This window comes from Rossellomorea sp. GQ25 (assembly GCF_059758515.1).
Map to the genome: position 1 here is coordinate 218,510 of NZ_JCAXEQ010000005.1, position 20,318 is coordinate 238,827.

The window sequence follows — 20,318 nt, forward strand, 5'->3', positions numbered from 1 at the left end:
CCTTATTCATCCTTCCCATTACACACATTAAAAGCAATGGATCCAAGGAGACCAAAATCAACCTTCAAAGAGTCACCATCATAAATATTGATCGCTTCGGTTATTCCTCCCGTTAAAATAACCATCCCTGCTTCAATTCCCAGACCAACTCGATCCAACATTTTGGCTAATTCAATAATGGATTTGACAGGGTGCCCTAAAACAGCGGAACCTAGACCAGATTGAACTTTTTCTCCATTTCTAAACATGGAAACTTCCAGATTTTCAAGGGAATAGTTCAAAGGAGAATATGCTTGATCACTCAGTAAAAAACGAGAAGAGGAGGCATTATCTGCCACTACATCCACTAACGTGAAAGAGAAATTTTTATATCGGCTATCAATAACCTCAACTGAAGGCATGATAAATTCTGTAGCACTCCAAACATCCCGAGGTGTTAAGTTGCTCCCCTTTAAAGCTTTCTTCATTACAAATGCAATTTCCGGTTCAACTCTGGGATGAATCAATCCTTGAAGAGAGAGAGACTCTTGATTGATCTCCATTGATTGAGTTAGTCTCCCATAAATTGGTTCATTCACACCAACCGATTTTTGTTTTGCTACACTCGTTAAACCCATTTTCCATCCAATTTTATGATCTCCCCTTTGAAGGGCACATTGTTCCCATAATTTCTGAATTTCATAAGATTCTTCAACTGTTAAGTTGGGATAAGCCAGTGTAATCTTATCCATCTCAATTCCTTTCACTTGATGAAAATCAATGTATTCCGCTAATTCTTTTAAGTTCTGCGTTTTAGTCTCCATTTTCGGCTCCTTTCTACCTTACAGTAGCTTTCTTTGATAACTCGCTGGCGACGTCGACAATCATATCTTCTTGTCCTCCTACGACACCCATTCTACCTAATTCCACTAAAATGTCTCTTGGATCTACATTGAATTTCCTAGCCGCTTTTTGTGCATGAAGTAAGAAACTCGAATAGACACCTGCATAACCCAGAATTAAACTCCCTTTTGTAATTTCTTGTGGTTTTTCTAGAATGGGAGCTATAATATCCTCTGCCAAATCCATCATTTTATAATGATCGATTCCAGTCTCAATGTTCATGCGATCCAGTATCGAGATCAGAACCTCTGTTTGGGTGTTTCCAGCACCCGCACCTAAACACCGGACACTCCCATCTACCCAGGTTGCTCCTTCTTCTATTGCTACAAGAGTATTGGCCATCGCCAATGAAAGATTATTATGGGCATGAAATCCAATATTTGAATGGAGGCTTTGCTTTAATGCTTTCACTCTTTCCCTTACTTCATGAGGAAGCATGGTCCCTGCAGAATCTACAATATAAATGGTATCCGCTCCATAGCTTTCCATTAATTTCGCCTGCTGTATCAATTTGTCTATAGGTGCCATGTGAGCCATCATCAAGAAACCGACCGTTTCCATACCCAATTCTTTTGCTGTTTGGATATGTTGCTTTGATACATCAGCTTCTGTCACATGGGTAGCAATACGAGCGAGCCTTGCACCTGCTTGCTCTGCCGTAATCAATTCTTTAACCGTTCCTATTCCCGGTAAGAGCAAAACCCCTATCTTTGCTTGTCTGCATACCGAAACAGCAGCTGATATCAAATCGAATTCATTTGTTTTTGAAAGCCCGTATTGCAGGGAGGAACCCCCTAAACCATCTCCATGTGAGACTTCAATATAAGGAACGTTCGCTTCATCTAAGGCTTTGGCTACATTTATTACTTGATCGACTGTATAGCTGTGACCGATAGCATGACTTCCGTCTCTTAAAGCTACCTCTGTCACAGTAATATCCCGATTCATCACACTCATTCTCCTTTCTCATTTACTCGAGGTGAATTTTATGCCTGCTGAGTCATTACAAATTTAGCTAGTTCTTCCCCTACTTTCACTGCAGACGAAGTCATGATATCTAAGTTTCCGGCATAACTCGGTAAGTAGTCACCAGAACCCTCCACTTCAAGGAAAACCGTTACTTTATTGTCTTCAAAAATAGGATCGGTTCGAAGGCGGTATCCAGGAACATATTCACTCACTCTCTGTACCATATTTTTGATTGATTGAGTAATCTCTTTTTGGTTTACATTTCCTTTTACTAAACAATAAACCGTGTCCCTCATTAAGATTGGAGGTTCAGCTGGATTAAGAATGATAATCGCTTTTCCATTTTCAGCTCCTCCAATCACTTCAAGACCTTTAGCTGTTGTTACTGTGAATTCATCAATATTAGCTCTTGTGCCCGGACCAGCACTTCTACTGGAAATTGTAGCAACAATTTCTGCATACTCCACTTCAGTCACTGAATTTATACTGTGCACGATGGGAATGGTCGCTTGCCCTCCACAAGTGATCATATTTACATTTTGTTCATGTAAATGCTCGTGTAGGTTTACAGGTGGAACAACAAAGGGACCGATGGCAGCAGGTGTAAGATCAATCACTTTCTTACCAAGTTTTTTCAATACTTCTGCATGATTGTAATGCGCTTTTGCAGAAGTCGCATCAAATAATATTTCTGCGATTTCATGTCTTTCCACAAATCCATCTAACCCATTCGAAAATGTTGAAAGACCATGTTCCTGTGCCATTCTTAATCCTTCTGAATTTGAGTCAATACCAATCATTGCCGTTAATTCCAATACATCTGAACGAAGCAATTTCTTCATTAAATCTGTACCTATATTCCCAGACCCGATTATGGCAACTTTCGTTTTCATTTCTTTTCCTCCTTACCTTTCAAACGTACATGAAACCTTTCCTAGACCATCAAACACGGCAGAGAAATCATCACCGGGATGTGCGTATACAGCTGCTGATAAAGCTCCTGATAAGATCAACTCCCCAGGTTCCAGTGTCAAATTAAACTCATGAAGTTTATTGGCAAGCCACGCTACACAATATGCTGGATCTCCTAGTGCTGCTGAACCCTTCCCCGTATTCATCAGTTCACCATTACGATAGAAGTTCATCCCTACTTCTTTTAAATTGACGTCCTCTATGGAAACTGGTCTACTCCCTAATACAAATAATCCTGATGAAGCATTATCGGCAATCGTATCTTGTAATTTAATCTTCCAATCTGTAATTCTGCTATCAACAACTTCTAATGCAGGTAATATATAATCCGTAGCCTTCAATACACCTTCTGCAGTTACGTTAGGACCTCGTAACTCTTCTTTAAGGACAAAAGCGATTTCCCCCTCCACTCTAGGTTGAAGAACTTGAGGCTTCAACACAGTTCCATTGTTCTCAATGGCCATTTCATCAAGAAGGTGTCCATAATCTGGTTCATTGACACCAAGTAGTTCCTGCATGGCGATGGAAGTGAGACCAATTTTTTTGCCCACTATGGTCGCACCCGTTTCGACTTTCCTAGCGATCGTTTTTAGTTGGATGTGGTAGGCTTCTTGAATCGTGATGGATGGTTTTAATTCTGTTAAAGGTTTACTCCCCTCTCTATTTCTCTCAGCTTCTATAAGATGATTTGAAAATCTCTTGATTTCTTCGCTAATTGTTTGCTCAAACATGGACAGCCCACCTTTTTCTATAATTTAATCGTGATATTGGAAAGCTCGCTATAAAACTCGAAACTATGCATGCCTCCCTCTCTGCCTATACCGCTTTGTTTCATTCCTCCAAATGGAGTGCGCAGATCTCGCAAATACCAGGTGTTCACCCAAATAATTCCTGCTTCTATTTGGTGAGCTACTCGATGGGCTCTTCTTAAGTCGTTTGTCCAAATCGTCGTCCCTAGTCCATAATGAGTATCGTTTGCTTGTTCAATGACTTCTTCTTCCGTTTCAAAAGGAAGTACAGTCACCACCGGTCCAAATATTTCTTCACGAACACAAGTTGCATCTTTATCAAGGCCAACAATGATCGTCGGCATGATAAAATACCCTTTGTCTTCTTCCTGAAGACGACCTCCCCCTACAAGGATGGTTCCTCCTTCATCTCTGGCTGATTGTATGTAGCCCAACACTCGCTCATAGTGTTCTTTACTTATTACTGCGCCAACTTTGGTTTCATCACGGAATGGATTACCTACAGTTAGCTCTTTTGTTTTGGCAACAAACTTCTCTAAAAAGGATTCATATACCGAACTTTCAACATAAATTCTGGAACCACACAGACATACTTCCCCTTGATTCATAAAACTTGATTTAAGTGTTGTCTCAATCACTTCATCCAAGTCGGAATCTGCAAAAATGATGTTAGGATTTTTCCCACCAAGTTCGTATGAAAGTTTCTTTAATGAAGGTGCAGCGGCTTTCATGATAGCGGTTCCTGTCTTGGTTTCCCCTGTGAACGTAACAGCATCAACGTCAGGATGTTCGGTAATGGCAGCCCCTGCTGAGCCAGGTCCAAAACCATGAACAAGATTCACTACCCCGTCTGGTACTCCAGCTTCTTTACATATTTCTGCCAGTACCGTAGCTGTCATGGGAGTCCACTCAGCAGGCTTCATAACTGCTGTATTTCCAGCTGCAAGGCAAGGTGCCATCTTCCATGTAAGAAGTAATAATGGCAGATTCCAAGGATTAATCATACCCACTACACCAACTGGCCGGCGAATGGAGTAATGAAGGGCTTGTTGATCTTGCTGATATGCCTCTGTTCCCATAGAGGTCAAGTAGTCTGCAAAGAAATGGAAGTTATAGGCAGCTCTTGGAATATCGATTTCAAGTGCCATTTGATAAGGTTTTCCGGTATCCATGGATTCAAGTGCAGCTAATTCTTCTTTCCGATCAAGAATCAGGTCGCCAATACGTCTTAAAACGGCAGAACGTTGACTTGAAGAGAAGGTTTTCCAAGGTCCCTGTAAAGCCGTTTTGGCTGCTTTTACAGCTTCATCTACTTCCTTCTTCCCGCCTTCCGATACACTTCCAATTATTTCCTCTGTAGCTGGATTAATATTTTCAAATGTTTTCATATCAAATGAATCTCTATATTCACCATTAATGAAATGTCTGCAATCTATTGGTCTAACTTTCTGATTAGATTTTTCTTTTAAATGCACTGAAAGTCCCCCCTGCTACTATTAACACGTTATTATTTTTGAAAAAAGGTGACATGTTTGTCACCTTTTTTCATTTCATTTAAGTTAATGGGTCTTCAATTTCTACAATCATTTCAATTTCAATGGCTGTTCCTCCAGGTAATTGGGCCATCCCCACAGCTGATCTGGCGTGCTTACCTTTTTCACCAAAAACCTCTACTAATAAATCAGACGCACCATTCATTACTTTTGGCTGATCCATAAAATTCTCTGTACAATTGACAAATCCTAATATTTTCACGATTCTCTTAACTCTAGAAAGTTCTCCTAGTTCATCCTTCAATACGTTTAATAGATTCATCATGGATTGACGGGCAGCCAGATAACCCTCCTGTACATCAAAGTCACTGCCAATCTTTCCACGATACTCATCGACCCCTTGACCAGAAGTGAAAATCAGGTTGCCAATACGAACTCTACTAACATAATTCCCCACAACAGGACGTACAGGAGAAAGCTTAAGTCCCAGACTTTGAAGTTTCTCCTCTGGTGTCATTAGTTTTTGTTCCATAGTCAGATTTTAACTCCTTTATATTTAAGAATCTCAACGCATTTTCACCTAAGATCATTCGTCTTTGAACGTCTGTTAATTCGTTCATCCCATCTATTACTCTTCCTGGTGGAATCTCTCTTAATAAAAATGGATAATCTGACCCCATCATTACTTTCTCATGACCAAATCGATCAATTAGATAGTTCACATTTAAAGAATCATAGTTTAAGGAGTCAAAATAGAAATTCTTCACATAATGACTTGGTGGATGCGTTGTTAATCGTAATTGCGGCCACACTTTCCACCCTTGATCCAGTCTTGGTAAAATGTATGGGAACGACCCTCCACCATGGGCAAAACAAATTTTTAAATTAGGAAATTTCTCTATCACACCGCTCCAAACAAGACTGGCAGCGGCAAGAGCTGTCTCACTCGGCATTCCGATGGTATACATAAAGTTATGTCGTGGTGTTCGATCCTTAGCCATCGTCTCCCACGGATGAATAAATAAAGGTACATTCCATTTCTCAGCCATCTCAAAAAATTCAAGGAATTCAGGAGCATCTAAATTTTCGCCATTTACATTTGTACCTATCTCAATTCCGTATAAATTTAATTCATTTATGCAACGATCCATTTCAGCTACTGCTGTTGCTGCATCCTGCATGGGAACAGTCCCTAATCCTACAAAACGGGAGGGATGCTCTTGAACGGTTTTTGAAATAAAGTCATTTTGAATCCGTGCCATTTCAAGTGCTGCATTCTTATTTGCCCAGTATGAGAACGTGACGGGAATGGGAGAAAGCACCTGAATGTCTACACCTTCTCTATTCATATCCTGTATTCTCTTTTCAGGACTCCACACTTGATCAGTCACTTCTCTAAATATCTTTCCTTCTACTAAAATACTTGCTCCACACGCACATGTTTGATGAAGAACCGGCCATTTCCCTCCATATTTTTCAGCAAAATCAGGGAGGTCTTTTGGAATGATATGTGTATGAAAATCTACTCTCATTTCCATTCCTCAGCTTCAGGGGGCATTTTATACGCACAATTTTCACAAATACGCAGATCTTCACTTGAATTAAAATGTTCTATCGCTTCTTTCACCTGTGTTTCAATATTTGTCAGTTGAACAGTCGCACGGTGCATTTCATGGTCACATTTATCACAAAACCATACAAAGCTTTCAAGTTCTCCTTGGTCCCTTTTTCTTTCTAAAACAATTCCATAGGAATCTGCTACTCTATGAGGAGAGTGGGGTATATTAGCCGGCAGCATAAATATCTCACCTTCGGCTACAGTTACCACTTCACGTTTTCCTTCATCATTAATGCATTCTACGTATGCATTGCCTTTAATTTGATAGAAGAATTCATCAGATGGATCCACATGGAAATCACGACGTTTATTAGGTCCTCCAAGCAACATGGCAATAAATTCAGAGTCTTCCCAAAGCACTTTATTGTTCACTGGTGGCTTCAATAAATCTTTGCTATCTTCAATTGTTTTCAATAAATCCAGAACCCTTGTTTTTAAAAATGATTTTGATTGAGTAGTCATTTCATAACCTCCTGAATGATTGTAGTTGTTACAATACACTGCTTATATAGCCGATATCTTTTGAAATTTTTTCAGCTGTATTTACCACACTTCTAATCATTTCATTACGATTGCTGCCATTCATATATGTGATCGGTCCAACCATATTAAGCGCAGCGATCGTTTGACCCGTATATGATCGAATAGGTGCCGCTATACCATATAGCCCTAGTTCATTCTCATTATTGCTAATCGCAAACCCCTGGGCTTTTATTTGCTTTAATTCTTCTTTTAATTTTGAAATACAGGTAATTGTATTAGGTGCACGTTGTAATAGACCCTTGGCAATGGTAGGTTTAATTAACGAAGGGTTATAAGCTAACAAAATCTTTCCCGTACTCGTACAATAAGCCGGTTTCGTTGCCCCGACATATGTTGGTACTGGAAGTGAAGTTTTGGATTTCACCTTTAAAACGAATCGAACTTCTCCTGAATCGAACATACCAATATGGGCAGTACCGTGAAACTTTCGTATTAGACTCTCACAAAATGGAGTTGCCTCACTATAAATATCCTGCTGATACATTACGTGATTGCTCCATTCTAATAGCTTCCAGCCTAATCGGTATTTTTTTCGGCTATCTTGAATCAGCATTCCCTCTTCACATAGGGTTCGCACTAAATGATGGACAGTACTTGGATTCATTCCTAGTCTTTCGGCAATTTCATTATTGCCTAATGCCGGTTCGTCATTGGTAAAACAATTCAGAATTTTGGAAATCTTTTTCACAGAAGAAATCACTTATTATCCCCCTCATCCTACTATTGGCCAAGAGCACCAATTTAAGAACTTTGACAAATCTTGTTGAATTACCTGCTTCCAACCAAACAAAATAAAGCGCTTACATTTATGGGGTCGGTTGTCCTTGAAGGTCCTTGGACCCTTTTAATGCCTCATCAACCATTTCAAAAGAGTGGTTCCGTTTAAATCCTGCATAGAAACGACCCAGTCTTCTTAGAGGATCTCCTGAATAATAACGCTCATATTGCAGTAGCCTTTGTCCAAATGCTTCACCACATAAATCCCATGCAAGTTTAAATAATTGAACCCGTTCTTCTGATGTTACCCCTTCACGTCCTACATAATATTTCTGAGCATCTTCCCGAAGTTCAGGCTGTTCAAAATCAGCGAATGTAGGTGACATCAATAATCCACCAGCACCAACAGTTTGCATCACTTCAATGGCACGAGGATAAAGCTTAGGCAACATCCCACGAACGGTCTCAAGAGGTGTACCAGCTGGTCTCACTTCACCGATTGACGTCGTTTCATATTCGTATTCAGCCACTCTTAATAATGCCCGTACTGCTTCAACAGACTGCATAAGCTCCCCTAATTGTGTTTGAACGTTTAAATATCCATCCACACCAATGGAATCTGCCACTCTTGCTGCTACTTCAGAAGCAAATTGCAGTTTTACTAATCCTCTTACCCCTGATTGATGAGCAGGTTGCTGTCCAATTCCAGTCTTTGGATATAATTGATTAGCAGCTTCAATATTCTGATTGATAAAAATACGGTCACTTGGAACAAATACGTCATTAAAGACAAGTAATGCATCCATTTCTTCATATCTGGAAGCGAGTGGATGGTCTAATACAGATCGTTTTCCATCTTGCATCGGCTCTCTACAAATAATTCGCAGCCCCGGTGTGTCTATAGGCAAAGCAAATGCAATGGCATGCTTTTCATCGCCCGGCTGAAACCCTGGAAATGAATAAATGATCACTTCATCTGTTATTGGAGCTAGTGTGGCTAACATCTTGGCTCCTCTTACAATAAAACCATCAGGTCTTTCTTCTACAACCCCTAGATGTGTATATTCTTTTTCCTGTTCATGAGAGGCTTTACTGCGGTCATTTTGAGGATTAATGATGGCATGAGTCAAGAATAAGTCGTTGGCCCGAATATATTCGTAGTAGTTCACCATATTCTTTGCCCATTCCGGATTGTATTGTTCTAGAAACCACTTATTGCTGGCCATTGCAGTGATCGTTACATTAAGAAAGTCCGGTGTTCTTCCCATAAGCCCAAAGGTTGCTTTAGCCCAAACTTCAAAAAGCTTGCTTCTTGCTTTTAACTCTTCATACGATTTAGGTACTTTAAATGCCTGGGAATATCGCTCACCTGTTTCTTCACATATGTAGGTGATTTCCTCTTTGTATTTTGGGTCATTTTGAATATCGTAGAGATTTGCAATTTCATGGATTGGCTGACGGAATACTTCTTCCTCATAAACGTTCTCTACTTTCTTTCCTCCTAGCCAAACTTCTGGTTGTCGAGATTTCAAACCTTCTATATACTGGGCACCAGTACGAATTGTCATTTATACATCCCCCTTTACTACTATTTTTTTACGTAGTGATCGATTGAATTTGTTTCTAAGAATTTACCTTGGAAAAACACTAAACTATTCCCTTCTTCGTAATGGTAATTTTGAACTTCGCCCACAAATAGTACATGGTCTCCGCCTTCATATTCCTTCCAGGGATTGCATTCAATTGTAGCTAATGAACCTTTGATAAGTGGACCACATTCGGTATCTTCCCATTCGATTTGCAATCCTTGTTGTTCTTTTCCGGCAAATTGCCAAGCCACCGCTTCCTGACCAGCTGCCAATATATTAATAACAAATGACTTTTCTTTCATTCTTTCGTAGGCTTTGGCTCTTTTATCAATAGATACCAATACTAATGGAGGATCCAAAGAAACAGACGTAAACGAATTTACCGTAATACCATGATTCTGATTGTTATCGCCTTTCCAAGTAACAACCGTTACTCCCGTGGCAAACTTACCAAAACAATTTCTTAAATCGCGAATATCCATTTTACATGCCACCTCCTCATTTCTTAATCTGACTCCATACTATAGCTTTTTAAAAGATAAAACTTATGATAATTTCATAATGTGAAATATTCATAGAATTTTTTAAAAAATCTGATATTTTTTATAATTTTTTTAAAATAAAAAAAACCCTCCATAAAAAGGAGGGTCATTAATCTTTAATACACCAAATCCACAAATTCATCCTTCGTCACATTCCCGAAATAGTGTTGAATATCCACACCTTCCATAGCCCCGGCAATGTCTATTCTTTCGTAGCGGGTGCCTATTAGTTTTTCTTCGATGTCATCAACATTCCCGACTCCGAAGAAATCACCATAGATTTTACAGTTTTCGATTTTTCCTTTGTTCACTTTCAGACGAACGTCGATGGATCCGACCGGGAAGCGGTGAGAATGCTGAAGATTGAATTTCGGTGATTTACCGTAGTTCCAATCCCAGTTCTGATAGCGTTCTTTTGAAAGCTCATGGATGTTCTTCCAGTCTTCTTCCGTCAGGACGTATTCTTCTACGTCGCTGCCGTCAAATATATAATCCAGAAGAGTTGAACGGAATTGTTCGATGGTCATTTTTTCTGACAGGAATTCAGAAATGTTGGCCACACGGCTTCGGATCGATTTAATCCCTTTTGATTCAATCTTGTCCTTTTTCACCCGTAGAGCTGACACGACGTTTTCCATTTCGGAATCGAACAACAGCGTTCCGTGGCTGAACATCCGGCCCTTAGTGGAGAACTGGGCGTTACCGGAGATCTTTCTGCCTTCTGCGATAATATCGTTACGTCCACTAAGCTCCGCCTTCACCCCTAGCCTATGAAGGGCTGTTACAACAGGCTCTGTGAATTTTTTGAAGTTGTGGAAGCTCTCTCCGTCATCTTTCGTGATAAAGCTGAAGTTCAGGTTTCCTAAATCGTGATACACCGCTCCCCCACCGGAAAGGCGGCGAACGACATGAAGGCCTTGCTTCTCCACGTAGTCTGTATTAATCTCTTCGATCGTATTTTGGTTTTTCCCGATAATGATGGAAGGTTCATTAATATAAAACAATAAATAACTCTCATTAATTTCTAAGTTCTTCAGTGCATATTCTTCAATAGCAAGATTGATTCTTGGATCCGTGATCCCTTTATTATCAATAAATAACATCATTCTTCCTCCTAAATGTCTACTTCCATATCTTTTTTCGCTAATAATACCTCGCCGTTATAGATGGTTTTCGCTTCCGTTACCAATTGCTCCAGTTCGCCGAAATGAGGTAAATGCGTGAGAATGAGCTTTCCGGCATTGGTTTTTTGAGCAAGATTCCCGGCGTCGAGACTCGTCATGTGACCAGCGTTCGAGGCATTCATCCCTCCATAGAAATTGCATTCACAGAGCAGTACATCTGCGTCTTTCCCAAATGGAACAAATGACTCTATGAAAGCCGAGTCTGCTGTATAGAACAGCGATTTGCCGTCTGCTTCGATTCTCATTCCGTAGCATGGTACGGGATGCTTGGCCTTCACAAATGTTACCGTGAAAGGGCCAATCGATAATGATGTATTTTCCTTATATTCATTGGCCTTCATTAAATCTTTATATGTAAGCGTATCGTAGCCCCGTTGATCTTCTCTATGGGCATATACAGGTAATGTACCTTTATTTTTCCCCAAGAAGTATTGAATCAATAAAGCGTGTTGTAGTACACCTATATCTGCTACATGATCTGGATGATAGTGGGACAGAAGGACCGCATCTAAATCTGTTGCCTCTATGTGATATTGCAGATGGGATAGTACACCACTGCCACAGTCAATAAGCAGTTTAAAGCCATTATGCTCAAGTAAATACCCGGTGCTCGCTTCTCCTGCCTTCGGATAGCCGCCCCATTGGCCAATAACGGTTAGCTTCATCTTTTGAACCTCGCCCCTCACTTTAGTATGTAACCCTACTATACTTCATTGTGCCTATTTTTTCATTTTTTTCGCCTATTTTTGAATTAATTGTTGACGAAGTTCATACTGTTATAATACAATAAAATAAATTAACACATCAGTTATATAACACGAACAATTGATGGGTGAAAACAAATTTACGGAGGGTGATTAACATGGTAAAAAATATTGTGGAGTTCTTTCGAAATTTGCCGCCTAAGTCTTGTGCACAATGTGGAGATACAATTGAAGAACAGCATGAATGCTACGGCATTTATTGCGAAAAATGTACGACTGATTACGAGTATTAAAAATTAGGAATCAAGGGGTAATAAAAAGGATGCTCTTCATGTGAGAGCATCCTTTTTATGTTTATTGTACTTCAACTGTTTGCATAGTGTGTTCGTGAATTTCTTCTTTGGTCACGTGAACCTGTACATTATACGTACCCGTTTCCGGGAAAGCATACGAACCGTTATACTTGCCAGCTTCACCCTCTGTTAAATCCACCCATTCGTGTTTTTCTTGACCCTCTTTGTAAATTTCCAAACGCACTTCTGCTTCTTCTAATGCTTTTTCTTCATTTTCCACATGAACGTTCATTTCTGCTTCGTCATTCATCTTAATCGTATCATGCTTCATAAGATGGATGGATACTGTACTTTCGTGATGGTCATGGTGACCGTCTTCGCTTTCCTCTCCATGTTCCCCTGCCTCCACTTCACCAATCGCAATTTCAGCTTTCGGCATGGTATGCATATCACGGGCTGTTACATGGACCTGCACTGTATACACGCCGTCTTCTTCAAATGTCTTTTCAGCTTTGTATACACCGTCTTTATCATGCTTTGCTTCGATCATTTCACTTTCTTTTTTATGGTCATTCTTCCAAATCTCGTATTTGACTTCACCGGCTTCCTCTACATTCTCAACACCTTGTGTGACTTTAGTGGAAAGAGAAACGGTTTCTCCCTTTTCTCCTTTTTCAGGCACGTCTAACTTTGCCTCAATAGCTTCCAATTTTTCATCTTCTTTTGCTCCGTTATCTTCATTTGAATTCCCGCAGGCAGCGATAAACAATGCGAGAAAGCCTACCAGTACAAACAAGCTTACCTTCTTCATCCCAAACTCTCCTTTAAACATTCTTCTTTTTTAAGTGTCTCACCATTATGTACTTCTCACCAATTAGTATACACTCTCATGCTTACGGATGGTTTGTCCATTTTATGAAGAAAAAACGGGAGATTTGTGTGACATCTCCCGTTTTTTTCCTTATGCTTCTACTGTGTTCGTATATTGTTTCTTGAATAGTCCTACAAAGAATAAAGACGTCATTGCGACACATACAATGAAGTATCCCAGCAGGATGAAGAGGTTCTGCCACATGAATGCAAAGTCCCCGCTTGAAATGACCGCTTTAAATGCTGCCACTGAGTATGTCATTGGTAACAATGCACTGATTGGCTGTAATGCAGTTGGGATTAATTCTAATGGGAATGTCCCTGCACTTGTAGTTAATTGAAGGATTAATATGATAATCGCTACAAAGCGTCCCGGATCACCTAATATCGTTACAAGCATTTGAATGAGGGCCAGGAATGTAAGACTCGTAATAATCGTAGAAAGTAAGAATAATGGTACACTTTCCACTTCAAGACCTAATCCCAACAGCAATATACCTGCTGCAATCAATGATTGAATGATCCCAACTACTGTAAGAACAGTGAATTTACCCAGGAACCAACTGATCCCGCTTGATGGACGATTTGCTGGTTCTTTCAATGGATACACAATCGAAATTAATAGTGCTCCGACAAATAATCCGAGAGATAAGAAATAAGGAGCAAAACCAGTTCCGTAGTTTGGCACATGATTGATTTTCTCATTTTTCACATCTACCGGGGCAGCCATCATGTCGTACGTATCGCCATTGGCTTTTACGCTGTTGGCTTCTTTGGCCGCGTCTTTTAATTTCGTTTCGTATTCTGTCGTTCCATCTGATAGTTTCGTTGAACCTTCTGCTAACTCTGTTGAACCATCAGCAAGTTTTTTAGATCCTTCCGTTAATTGAGTGGAACCATTGTATACTCTGTTAAGACCTGTGCTTAATTCATTTGCTCCTGAAGCAACACTTACCGTTCCTTGATACACTTCACCAAGCTTATCGTTTAATAAGCCAAAATTTTTCACAACTTCACCCTGACCTGCTTGAAGCTGGTTGGATCCTTGATCCAATTGAGCAGAGCCGGCTACTAATTGTCCTACTCCCCCTTGAAGTTCCTTTTGGCCTTCATTTAATGCCCCGATTCCTCCAGCCAGAGAATTCGCTCCTTTTTGAAGCTCGGATGCACCCGTACTTAGAGCCCCGGTACCCGTTTGAAGACCGGTTGCCCCCTGCTTAATCTGATCGATTGCAGCCTGTAACTCTGCCTTTTTTTCTTCTGGAAGGCTTCCCATAAATGGTGCCAGTTGTTCTTCAAGCTTTGTAGCCCCTGCTCCAATGGCTTGAGCGCCTGCTTTCGCACTATCGGCTCCACCCTGGAGAGCACCGATTTTTTCTGCCAGGTTTTGAGATCCTGCGTGCAGTTTGGCTGTATTGTCCACGGCGCTATTTAGACCTGCATCCACCTGCTCTAAACCAGCCTTACTTTTATCAATTCCTGCTGCAAGGGCATCAATCCCTGATTGGACATCTTTTGTGCCTTCATACAATTGTAGGGATTTATCCTTCATGACACCTACACCGTCCGATAATTCTTTAGAACCCTTGGCAAGTTCACCGGCACCTGCACGCGTTTTCGCCACACCGTCATTCATCTCAATATTCTTTTCGGCTAAGACGGCTAAATTATCCTTTAACTTATTGGCACCTTGAGATAAATCGATCGCACCATTATTGATTTCTCCAGCTTTATCACTGGCCGTCTGGTAGCCATCTCCCATTTCTTTAATTTTATCAAACATGGTCTCAGCGTATGTTTCAGAAACAGACTTCGAAAGGCTTGCTTTGATCTCTTTCATCGCTGTATCACCGATTTGAGCCGAGAGGAAGTTAAAGCTTTCGTTCGGCACATATTTCAGAGAAAGTTTTTTAGGATTATCTTCTAATAATGTTGTTCCATTTTCAGAGAAATCCTCCGGGATCTCAACAAGCATGTAATAATCCTGCTTCTCTAAATTTTTGTAGCCTTCTTCTTTATCGATAAAATGAAAGTCGAATTGATCGCTCTCCTTCAGTTTATCAACAAGTTCATCTCCAATATGCAATTCTTTTCCGTCAAACTCTGCTCCCTGGTCGCTGTTTACAACCGCCACAGGTAAGTCTGACAACTGTTCATATGGATCCCAAAATGCCCATAAGAACATACCACTGTACAAAACAGGGATGAAAAGAACGGCTAGAATCGGGATGAGAAGTTTCTTATTTTTGAAAATCGCTTTGAATTCTGAACCAATAAATGAATTCTTCATGTTTTTCCTCCTATTATTTTTCTGAATCTGAATTATTGACCAATTAGTTCGACTAGTCATTTTAGTGAAAAATAAATGACCATTTCATTCATTTAGTCATTCATTACCAAAAATGAAGGACTATCGATTCGATAACCCTTTAATTAAATATAGTTCAAAGAGATTGGCAATTTCATCTTTATCAAGGGGACCATGTGCTCGTTCCCAATCGAAAATAAGTGAAACGTACATCTTCAACATAACAAAGGCGGTCATTTCAGGATTACATGGCTTAATCGCTTCTGAGGCAATCGCTTTTTCAATTCGTTGACTCAAGAATTCAATGACCACTTTCTCCATGCGATCAATGACTTCTGATACAGCAGGAGTTCCCATTTCCCGGGCTTCTTGATAAAGCTTGATGGTCAGCTTATGCTCTTTCCTGAATTCAAGCATGCGGAACAATGCACGATGAACATTTTCCGTGAAGGTTTCCTGCGGATCAATCACTTCTTCGGCTTCCCGTTTCATTTCATTGATTAACGATGATACAATTTCATCAAACAATTCTTCCTTATTTTTAAAAAACGTATAAATCGTTCCTTTTCCCACGTTCGCTAATTTTGCCACTTGATCCATCGTCGTTGCTTTATAGCCAAACAGTGAAAACGAATTCGTCGCAGCCTCCAGAACCTGTTTCTTTCGATCAATCGCCATGACCTCACCCCTTAATATGACCAGTTGACCAAATTTGTAATTTAGTCACTTCATTAACATTGATAAATTTATCACATCTCTTGCCAAAACACAAGTGATTTTTTTCTTATAGTATACCATTCATCCTTCATATAGAATAAGCCCTTCTGAATAGGCTATAGAGATTAGGTTTGTTTGGAGGTGTCTTATGAATATTTATGTTGTCAAAAGCGGGGATTCTCTTTGGTCGATCGCACAAAGATATGGTGTCGACGTTAATCAAATTTCATACGGAAATCAATTGAAAAACCCCAATATTCTCGTGATTGGACAAAGTCTTCTCATTCCGGAACCTTTAAAAGAATACATCGTGCAACCAGGAGACACTTTGTATGGCATTAGCCAAAAGTACACTATAAGTTTAAAAGAACTGATCGATTTCAATCAGATTTCTGATCCTACCATGCTTTTCGTCGGTCAATTGATCGTTATGCCTTCCTTTATTCATAGAGTAAAGTCAGGTGAATCTCTCTATACCATTTCCTATAACTATAAAGTCTCGCTACAGGAAATATTAAATGCCAATTCTATTGCGAATCCTTCTCTCATTTATCCAAACCAGCAATTCAGGATTCCAAACACAAAACTCACGACGGAAGTAAATGCCTACATTACCCGGACAGATAGTGAAGGTGTAGCGGAAGTGAACGGTTTGGGCAGCTATTTCACCTACCTGACCCCCTTTACGTATTCCATTACAAAAGACGGCTCGGTCACTGAGTTAAATGATAGTGCGCTTATTTCAGCCTCATACAACCAAAACGTCGACCCTTTACTGGTTCTCACGAATTTCACAGGTGGAAAATTCGATTCTGATCTTGTTGCCACCATCCTAAGAAGTGAATCTCTGCAAAACACCTTAATCTCATCTATCGTAAAGAAAATGGAGATGAAGGGCTATAAAGGATTAAATTTTGATTTCGAATATGTATATCCTGAAGACCGGGAAAATTATAATACTTTCTTAAGAAGAACCGTTGCAGCACTAAAACCTAAAGGATACTCTGTGTCGACGGCCCTTGCACCTAAAATTAAAGCTGATCAAAAAGGACTATTATATGAAGCCCATGACTATAAAGCTCACGGAGAAATTGTCGACTTTGTTGTCATCATGACATACGAATGGGGATGGGCAGGCGGCAAACCATGGGCGATTGCCCCGATTAATGAAGTGAAGAAAGTACTTGATTATGCCGTTACCGTCATCCCGAGAAACAAAATCATGATGGGAGCACCCCTCTACGGGCGCGATTGGAAAGTTCCATGGGTCGATGGAACCTTCGCCAAAACGGTCTCCCCTCAAGGAGCACTTGATCTCGCAAGCAAATATGGTGTAAGGATTCAATACAACGACGTATATCAATCCCCTTATTTCACCTATTGGGATGAAACCGGCCAAAAGCATGAAGTCTGGTTTGAAGACGCACGAAGCATGCTAGCTAAACAAAAGACGGTAGATGACTATAAGCTCAAAGGCTTAAGCTACTGGGTACTCGGTTCTGCCTTTCCACAGAATTGGATGCTGCAGCATTCCCGGTATCGGGTTGTGAAGTGAGTAGTGCACCTCCTGTTGTCTGCAGGAGGTGTTTTTCTTTTTGTTCAGCTTGAAGAAAATTCGCCTGAATACCTTCCTATTAGATTCAAAAAAGACCGCCAATCCTGGCGGCCTCCATAATCCTATTTCAGATACTCCATTACTTTCGATACAGTCTTTTCCCCCTGTACGATACAGTCAGGAATACTTACTCCTTCATAAGAGCTCCCGGCGATAAATAATCCAGGCAGGCTTGCTTCAGCCTGTTCATACATGTCCTGGATCCGTTCCCTGTGGCCTACTGTATATTGAGGCATGGAGTTCTTATATCGGGACACGATTGTAAACTCAGGAGTACCCTCTATATCCATGACCTTGCTCAGATCTTCAAGGACAATCTGCTCTATTTCATCATCAGATAAATCGACGATGGTTTCATCACCGGATTTCCCCACGTAGCATCGCAATAGTGCCTTTCCTTCCGGGGCAGTGTGTGGCCATTTTTTATGGGTCCAGGTTCCCGCCGTCAAGGAATAGTCACTGTTTCTTGATACAAGGAATTCCGTTCCGGCGATGTCTTTTTTGATAGCATCTTGTGAGAATCCCATTGCTACGGTTGCCACGGATGTAGCCGGCATTTCTTTTAAAAAGGTTAAAAAAGGAGACGAGGGAAGCATGGATTGAACTACATGATGAGGTGTGGTGACGATTACGCTGTCGGCTTCCAACTGCTCACCGTTTGTGAAGGTAATCGTGTAAACATTACTGTCTTCTTTTTCTATGTTGGTTACTTTCATGCTCTTGTATACCGTATTCGGGTTCAGTCCTGCTTCCATGGCATCGATGAGAGATTGAAGCCCTCCTGTAAATGTCAGGAAGTTCCCTTCTTCATTCGAGTTTGCCGATTGACCGCTCTTTTTGATACCTGCTATTAAACTACGATGTTTTTGTTCTAATTCATAGAGTTGCGGGAAGGTTGACATTAAGCTTAATTGATCGATATCCCCGGCAAAGATACCTGTTAAGAGGGGTTCAATTAAATGGTCAACAACTTCATCCCCCATTCTTCTTCGAAAGAATTTGCCCAGTGACTGATCTTCCGTTTCCTGTGATCGGGGAAGAACGAAATCAGCAGCAGCCCTCATCTTTCCTGTCAACGAAAACAGACTGGTCGTAATGAAAGGAGCGATTTGGGTTGGAATACCTACGATGGATCCCCCGGGTATCGGGTAAAGCTCACCGCCCGCTATCACATAGGATGTGCCTTTACGGTTACGAATGAGCGTATCCTCGATTCCCAGTCGTTCCGCTAAGCGGGAGACTTCTGGTTTGCTGGCTAAACATGAATCCGGTCCCTTTTCGATAACATACCCGTCCCTTTTCAAGGTTTGCACTTTTCCTCCGAGTCGATGGGTAGCTTCCACAAGCTTCACTTCGATGGGAAGGTTTTTATCTTTTATTTCCTGTTGTAGGTAGTACGCCGTCGTTAATCCGGTGATCCCTCCACCTATGATTGTGACTCTTTTATTTTGTTGTTCCAACACGTTCATCGCCTTCTTTAACAATATATCTTATTGAAAAATAGAGAAGGACTAAAGCGGTGAGTTTAAACTCATGTGCCTCAGTCCTTCCTTTGTTTCAGCCAAAAACGAGAAATTATTTAAGGTGTTTTAACACGACATCTGCCATTGCATCGATGAATTCAGGTTTGGCATTCGGCATTTCCGGACGATAGTACGAAGCTCCAATATCATCTGTTACCACTCTACATTCATAATCATTGTCATATAGCACTTCTAGATGATCGGATACGAAACCTACCGGTGTGTAGACGAATGTCTTGTACCCCTTTTCTTTAAATAGGTCACGGGTTAAATCCTGAACGTCAGGACCTAACCAGGGATCAGGAGTGTTTCCTTCACTTTGCCAGCCTACTGCATATTCCTCCACACCTGCGCCCTCTGCAATCATCTTCGCTGTTTCCTCTAATTGCATTGGATACGGATCACCTGACTGCAGGATACGTTCCGGCAGGCTATGAGCGGATACGATCAGGACAGCATGGCTGCGTTCCTCATCTGACATGCTTGCATAGGTTCCTTTTACTCTATCCACCCAATACTGAATGAATTTAGGTTCATCATACCAGCTCTCCACGAATGTAATGTGTGGTCCACCAAGCTTTTCTGCCGTTTCCTTCGCACGTCCATTGTAGGATTTAACACTGAACGTTGAAAAATGAGGGGCAAGTACAATCGAAACAGCTTCTTCCATACCGTCTTTATGCATTTGTTCAACAGCGTCTTCCACGAAAGGTTCGATATGTTTCAGACCAAGATACATTTTAAACTCAATGTCATCTTGAATGCTGTTTAAATGTTCTTCAAGACTCTTCGCTTGATCCAGGGTGATTTTTGCCAGTGGAGAAATCCCACCAATCGCTTCATAACGTCCACGGAGGTCTTCCAGCAGTTCAGCTGAAGGAGCTCTTCCATGTCGGATATGTGTATAGTAACGTTCCAAATCTTCTTCTTTATAGGGAGTTCCATAGGCCATCACCAATAGACCCATTTTTTTCTTTGTCATACCATTTCACCTCATTATCAGTATCATACATTCCATTATTGTGCCATG

20 protein-coding genes are annotated in these 20,318 nt (G+C 40.7%); 2 read left to right on the forward strand and 18 right to left on the reverse strand.

The window, feature by feature from the left end; genetic code table 11:
* Positions 1–2: 2 nt before the first annotated feature.
* From AC6CIB_RS16770 to AC6CIB_RS16830, 13 genes are all read right to left on the reverse strand, one after another.
* Entirely contained in the window at positions 3–803 is an 801-nt protein-coding gene (locus AC6CIB_RS16770; RefSeq protein ID WP_498282567.1) for a 2-keto-4-pentenoate hydratase, read from the reverse strand.
* Between the two features lie 13 nt (positions 804–816).
* Entirely contained in the window at positions 817–1,830 is a 1,014-nt protein-coding gene (gene dmpG, locus AC6CIB_RS16775) for a 4-hydroxy-2-oxovalerate aldolase (protein WP_498282881.1), read from the reverse strand.
* A gap of 38 nt (positions 1,831–1,868) precedes the next feature.
* Positions 1,869–2,744 carry an acetaldehyde dehydrogenase (acetylating) gene (locus AC6CIB_RS16780; RefSeq protein WP_498282569.1) on the reverse strand — a complete coding sequence of 292 codons (876 nt, stop codon included), beginning with the start codon at positions 2,742–2,744 and terminating at the stop codon, positions 1,869–1,871.
* 12 nt (positions 2,745–2,756) lie between these two features.
* Positions 2,757–3,554, reverse strand: coding sequence for a 2-keto-4-pentenoate hydratase (locus AC6CIB_RS16785; protein WP_498282571.1), 798 nt, complete (start codon positions 3,552–3,554; stop codon positions 2,757–2,759).
* Between the two features lie 17 nt (positions 3,555–3,571).
* Positions 3,572–4,960 (reverse strand): aldehyde dehydrogenase, encoded by a 1,389-nt coding sequence (locus AC6CIB_RS16790; RefSeq protein WP_498282883.1) that lies wholly within the window; start codon positions 4,958–4,960, stop codon positions 3,572–3,574.
* Between the two features lie 166 nt (positions 4,961–5,126).
* Positions 5,127–5,597, reverse strand: coding sequence for a RidA family protein (locus AC6CIB_RS16795; protein WP_498282573.1), 471 nt, complete (start codon positions 5,595–5,597; stop codon positions 5,127–5,129).
* Entirely contained in the window at positions 5,545–6,603 is a 1,059-nt protein-coding gene (locus AC6CIB_RS16800) for an amidohydrolase family protein (RefSeq protein ID WP_498282575.1), read from the reverse strand. Before AC6CIB_RS16800 ends, AC6CIB_RS16795 begins: the two co-directional genes overlap by 53 nt.
* Complete coding sequence (nbaC, locus tag AC6CIB_RS16805; RefSeq protein ID WP_498282577.1) at positions 6,594–7,145, reverse strand: 3-hydroxyanthranilate 3,4-dioxygenase; 552 nt, start codon at positions 7,143–7,145, stop codon at positions 6,594–6,596. The genes AC6CIB_RS16800 and nbaC overlap by 10 nt, the downstream gene beginning before the upstream one ends.
* A gap of 28 nt (positions 7,146–7,173) precedes the next feature.
* On the reverse strand, positions 7,174–7,926 hold the full coding sequence (locus tag AC6CIB_RS16810) for an IclR family transcriptional regulator (RefSeq protein ID WP_498282579.1): 753 nt from the start codon (positions 7,924–7,926) through the stop codon (positions 7,174–7,176).
* 106 nt (positions 7,927–8,032) lie between these two features.
* A complete protein-coding gene (locus tag AC6CIB_RS16815) occupies positions 8,033–9,511 on the reverse strand; it encodes a 4-hydroxyphenylacetate 3-hydroxylase family protein (protein ID WP_498282581.1) in 1,479 nt (492 codons plus the stop codon).
* Positions 9,512–9,531: 20 nt separating this feature from the next.
* A complete protein-coding gene (locus AC6CIB_RS16820) occupies positions 9,532–10,014 on the reverse strand; it encodes a flavin reductase family protein (protein ID WP_498282583.1) in 483 nt (160 codons plus the stop codon).
* 176 nt (positions 10,015–10,190) lie between these two features.
* Complete coding sequence (lplA, locus tag AC6CIB_RS16825; RefSeq protein ID WP_498282585.1) at positions 10,191–11,177, reverse strand: lipoate--protein ligase; 987 nt, start codon at positions 11,175–11,177, stop codon at positions 10,191–10,193.
* A gap of 11 nt (positions 11,178–11,188) precedes the next feature.
* Positions 11,189–11,923, reverse strand: a complete 735-nt coding sequence (locus tag AC6CIB_RS16830) for an MBL fold metallo-hydrolase (RefSeq protein ID WP_498282587.1) — start codon at positions 11,921–11,923, stop codon at positions 11,189–11,191.
* 197 nt (positions 11,924–12,120) lie between these two features.
* On the opposite strand from AC6CIB_RS16830, the gene yhfH reads away from it, so the two are divergent.
* A complete protein-coding gene (gene yhfH, locus AC6CIB_RS16835) occupies positions 12,121–12,255 on the forward strand; it encodes a protein YhfH (RefSeq protein ID WP_079533738.1) in 135 nt (44 codons plus the stop codon).
* Positions 12,256–12,316: 61 nt separating this feature from the next.
* On the opposite strand, the gene AC6CIB_RS16840 is transcribed toward yhfH, so the two are convergent.
* From AC6CIB_RS16840 to AC6CIB_RS16850, 3 genes are all read right to left on the reverse strand, one after another.
* Complete coding sequence (locus tag AC6CIB_RS16840) at positions 12,317–13,066, reverse strand: FixH family protein (RefSeq protein WP_498282589.1); 750 nt, start codon at positions 13,064–13,066, stop codon at positions 12,317–12,319.
* Positions 13,067–13,216: 150 nt separating this feature from the next.
* Positions 13,217–15,415, reverse strand: a complete 2,199-nt coding sequence (locus AC6CIB_RS16845; RefSeq protein WP_498282591.1) for a YhgE/Pip family protein — start codon at positions 15,413–15,415, stop codon at positions 13,217–13,219.
* Between the two features lie 120 nt (positions 15,416–15,535).
* Positions 15,536–16,111 (reverse strand): TetR/AcrR family transcriptional regulator, encoded by a 576-nt coding sequence (locus AC6CIB_RS16850; RefSeq protein WP_498282593.1) that lies wholly within the window; start codon positions 16,109–16,111, stop codon positions 15,536–15,538.
* Positions 16,112–16,298: 187 nt separating this feature from the next.
* Here AC6CIB_RS16850 and AC6CIB_RS16855 point away from each other — a divergent pair, with 187 nt between their 5' ends.
* Positions 16,299–17,705, forward strand: coding sequence for a LysM peptidoglycan-binding domain-containing protein (locus tag AC6CIB_RS16855; RefSeq protein WP_498282595.1), 1,407 nt, complete (start codon positions 16,299–16,301; stop codon positions 17,703–17,705).
* Positions 17,706–17,827: 122 nt separating this feature from the next.
* Here AC6CIB_RS16855 and hemY read toward each other — a convergent pair whose 3' ends face one another.
* Positions 17,828–19,225: a protoporphyrinogen oxidase gene (gene hemY / locus AC6CIB_RS16860; RefSeq protein ID WP_498282885.1), complete on the reverse strand. Its 1,398-nt coding sequence runs from the start codon at positions 19,223–19,225 to the stop codon at positions 17,828–17,830.
* A gap of 115 nt (positions 19,226–19,340) precedes the next feature.
* Complete coding sequence (gene hemH, locus AC6CIB_RS16865; protein WP_498282597.1) at positions 19,341–20,270, reverse strand: ferrochelatase; 930 nt, start codon at positions 20,268–20,270, stop codon at positions 19,341–19,343.
* Between the last annotated feature and the right edge of the window lie 48 nt (positions 20,271–20,318).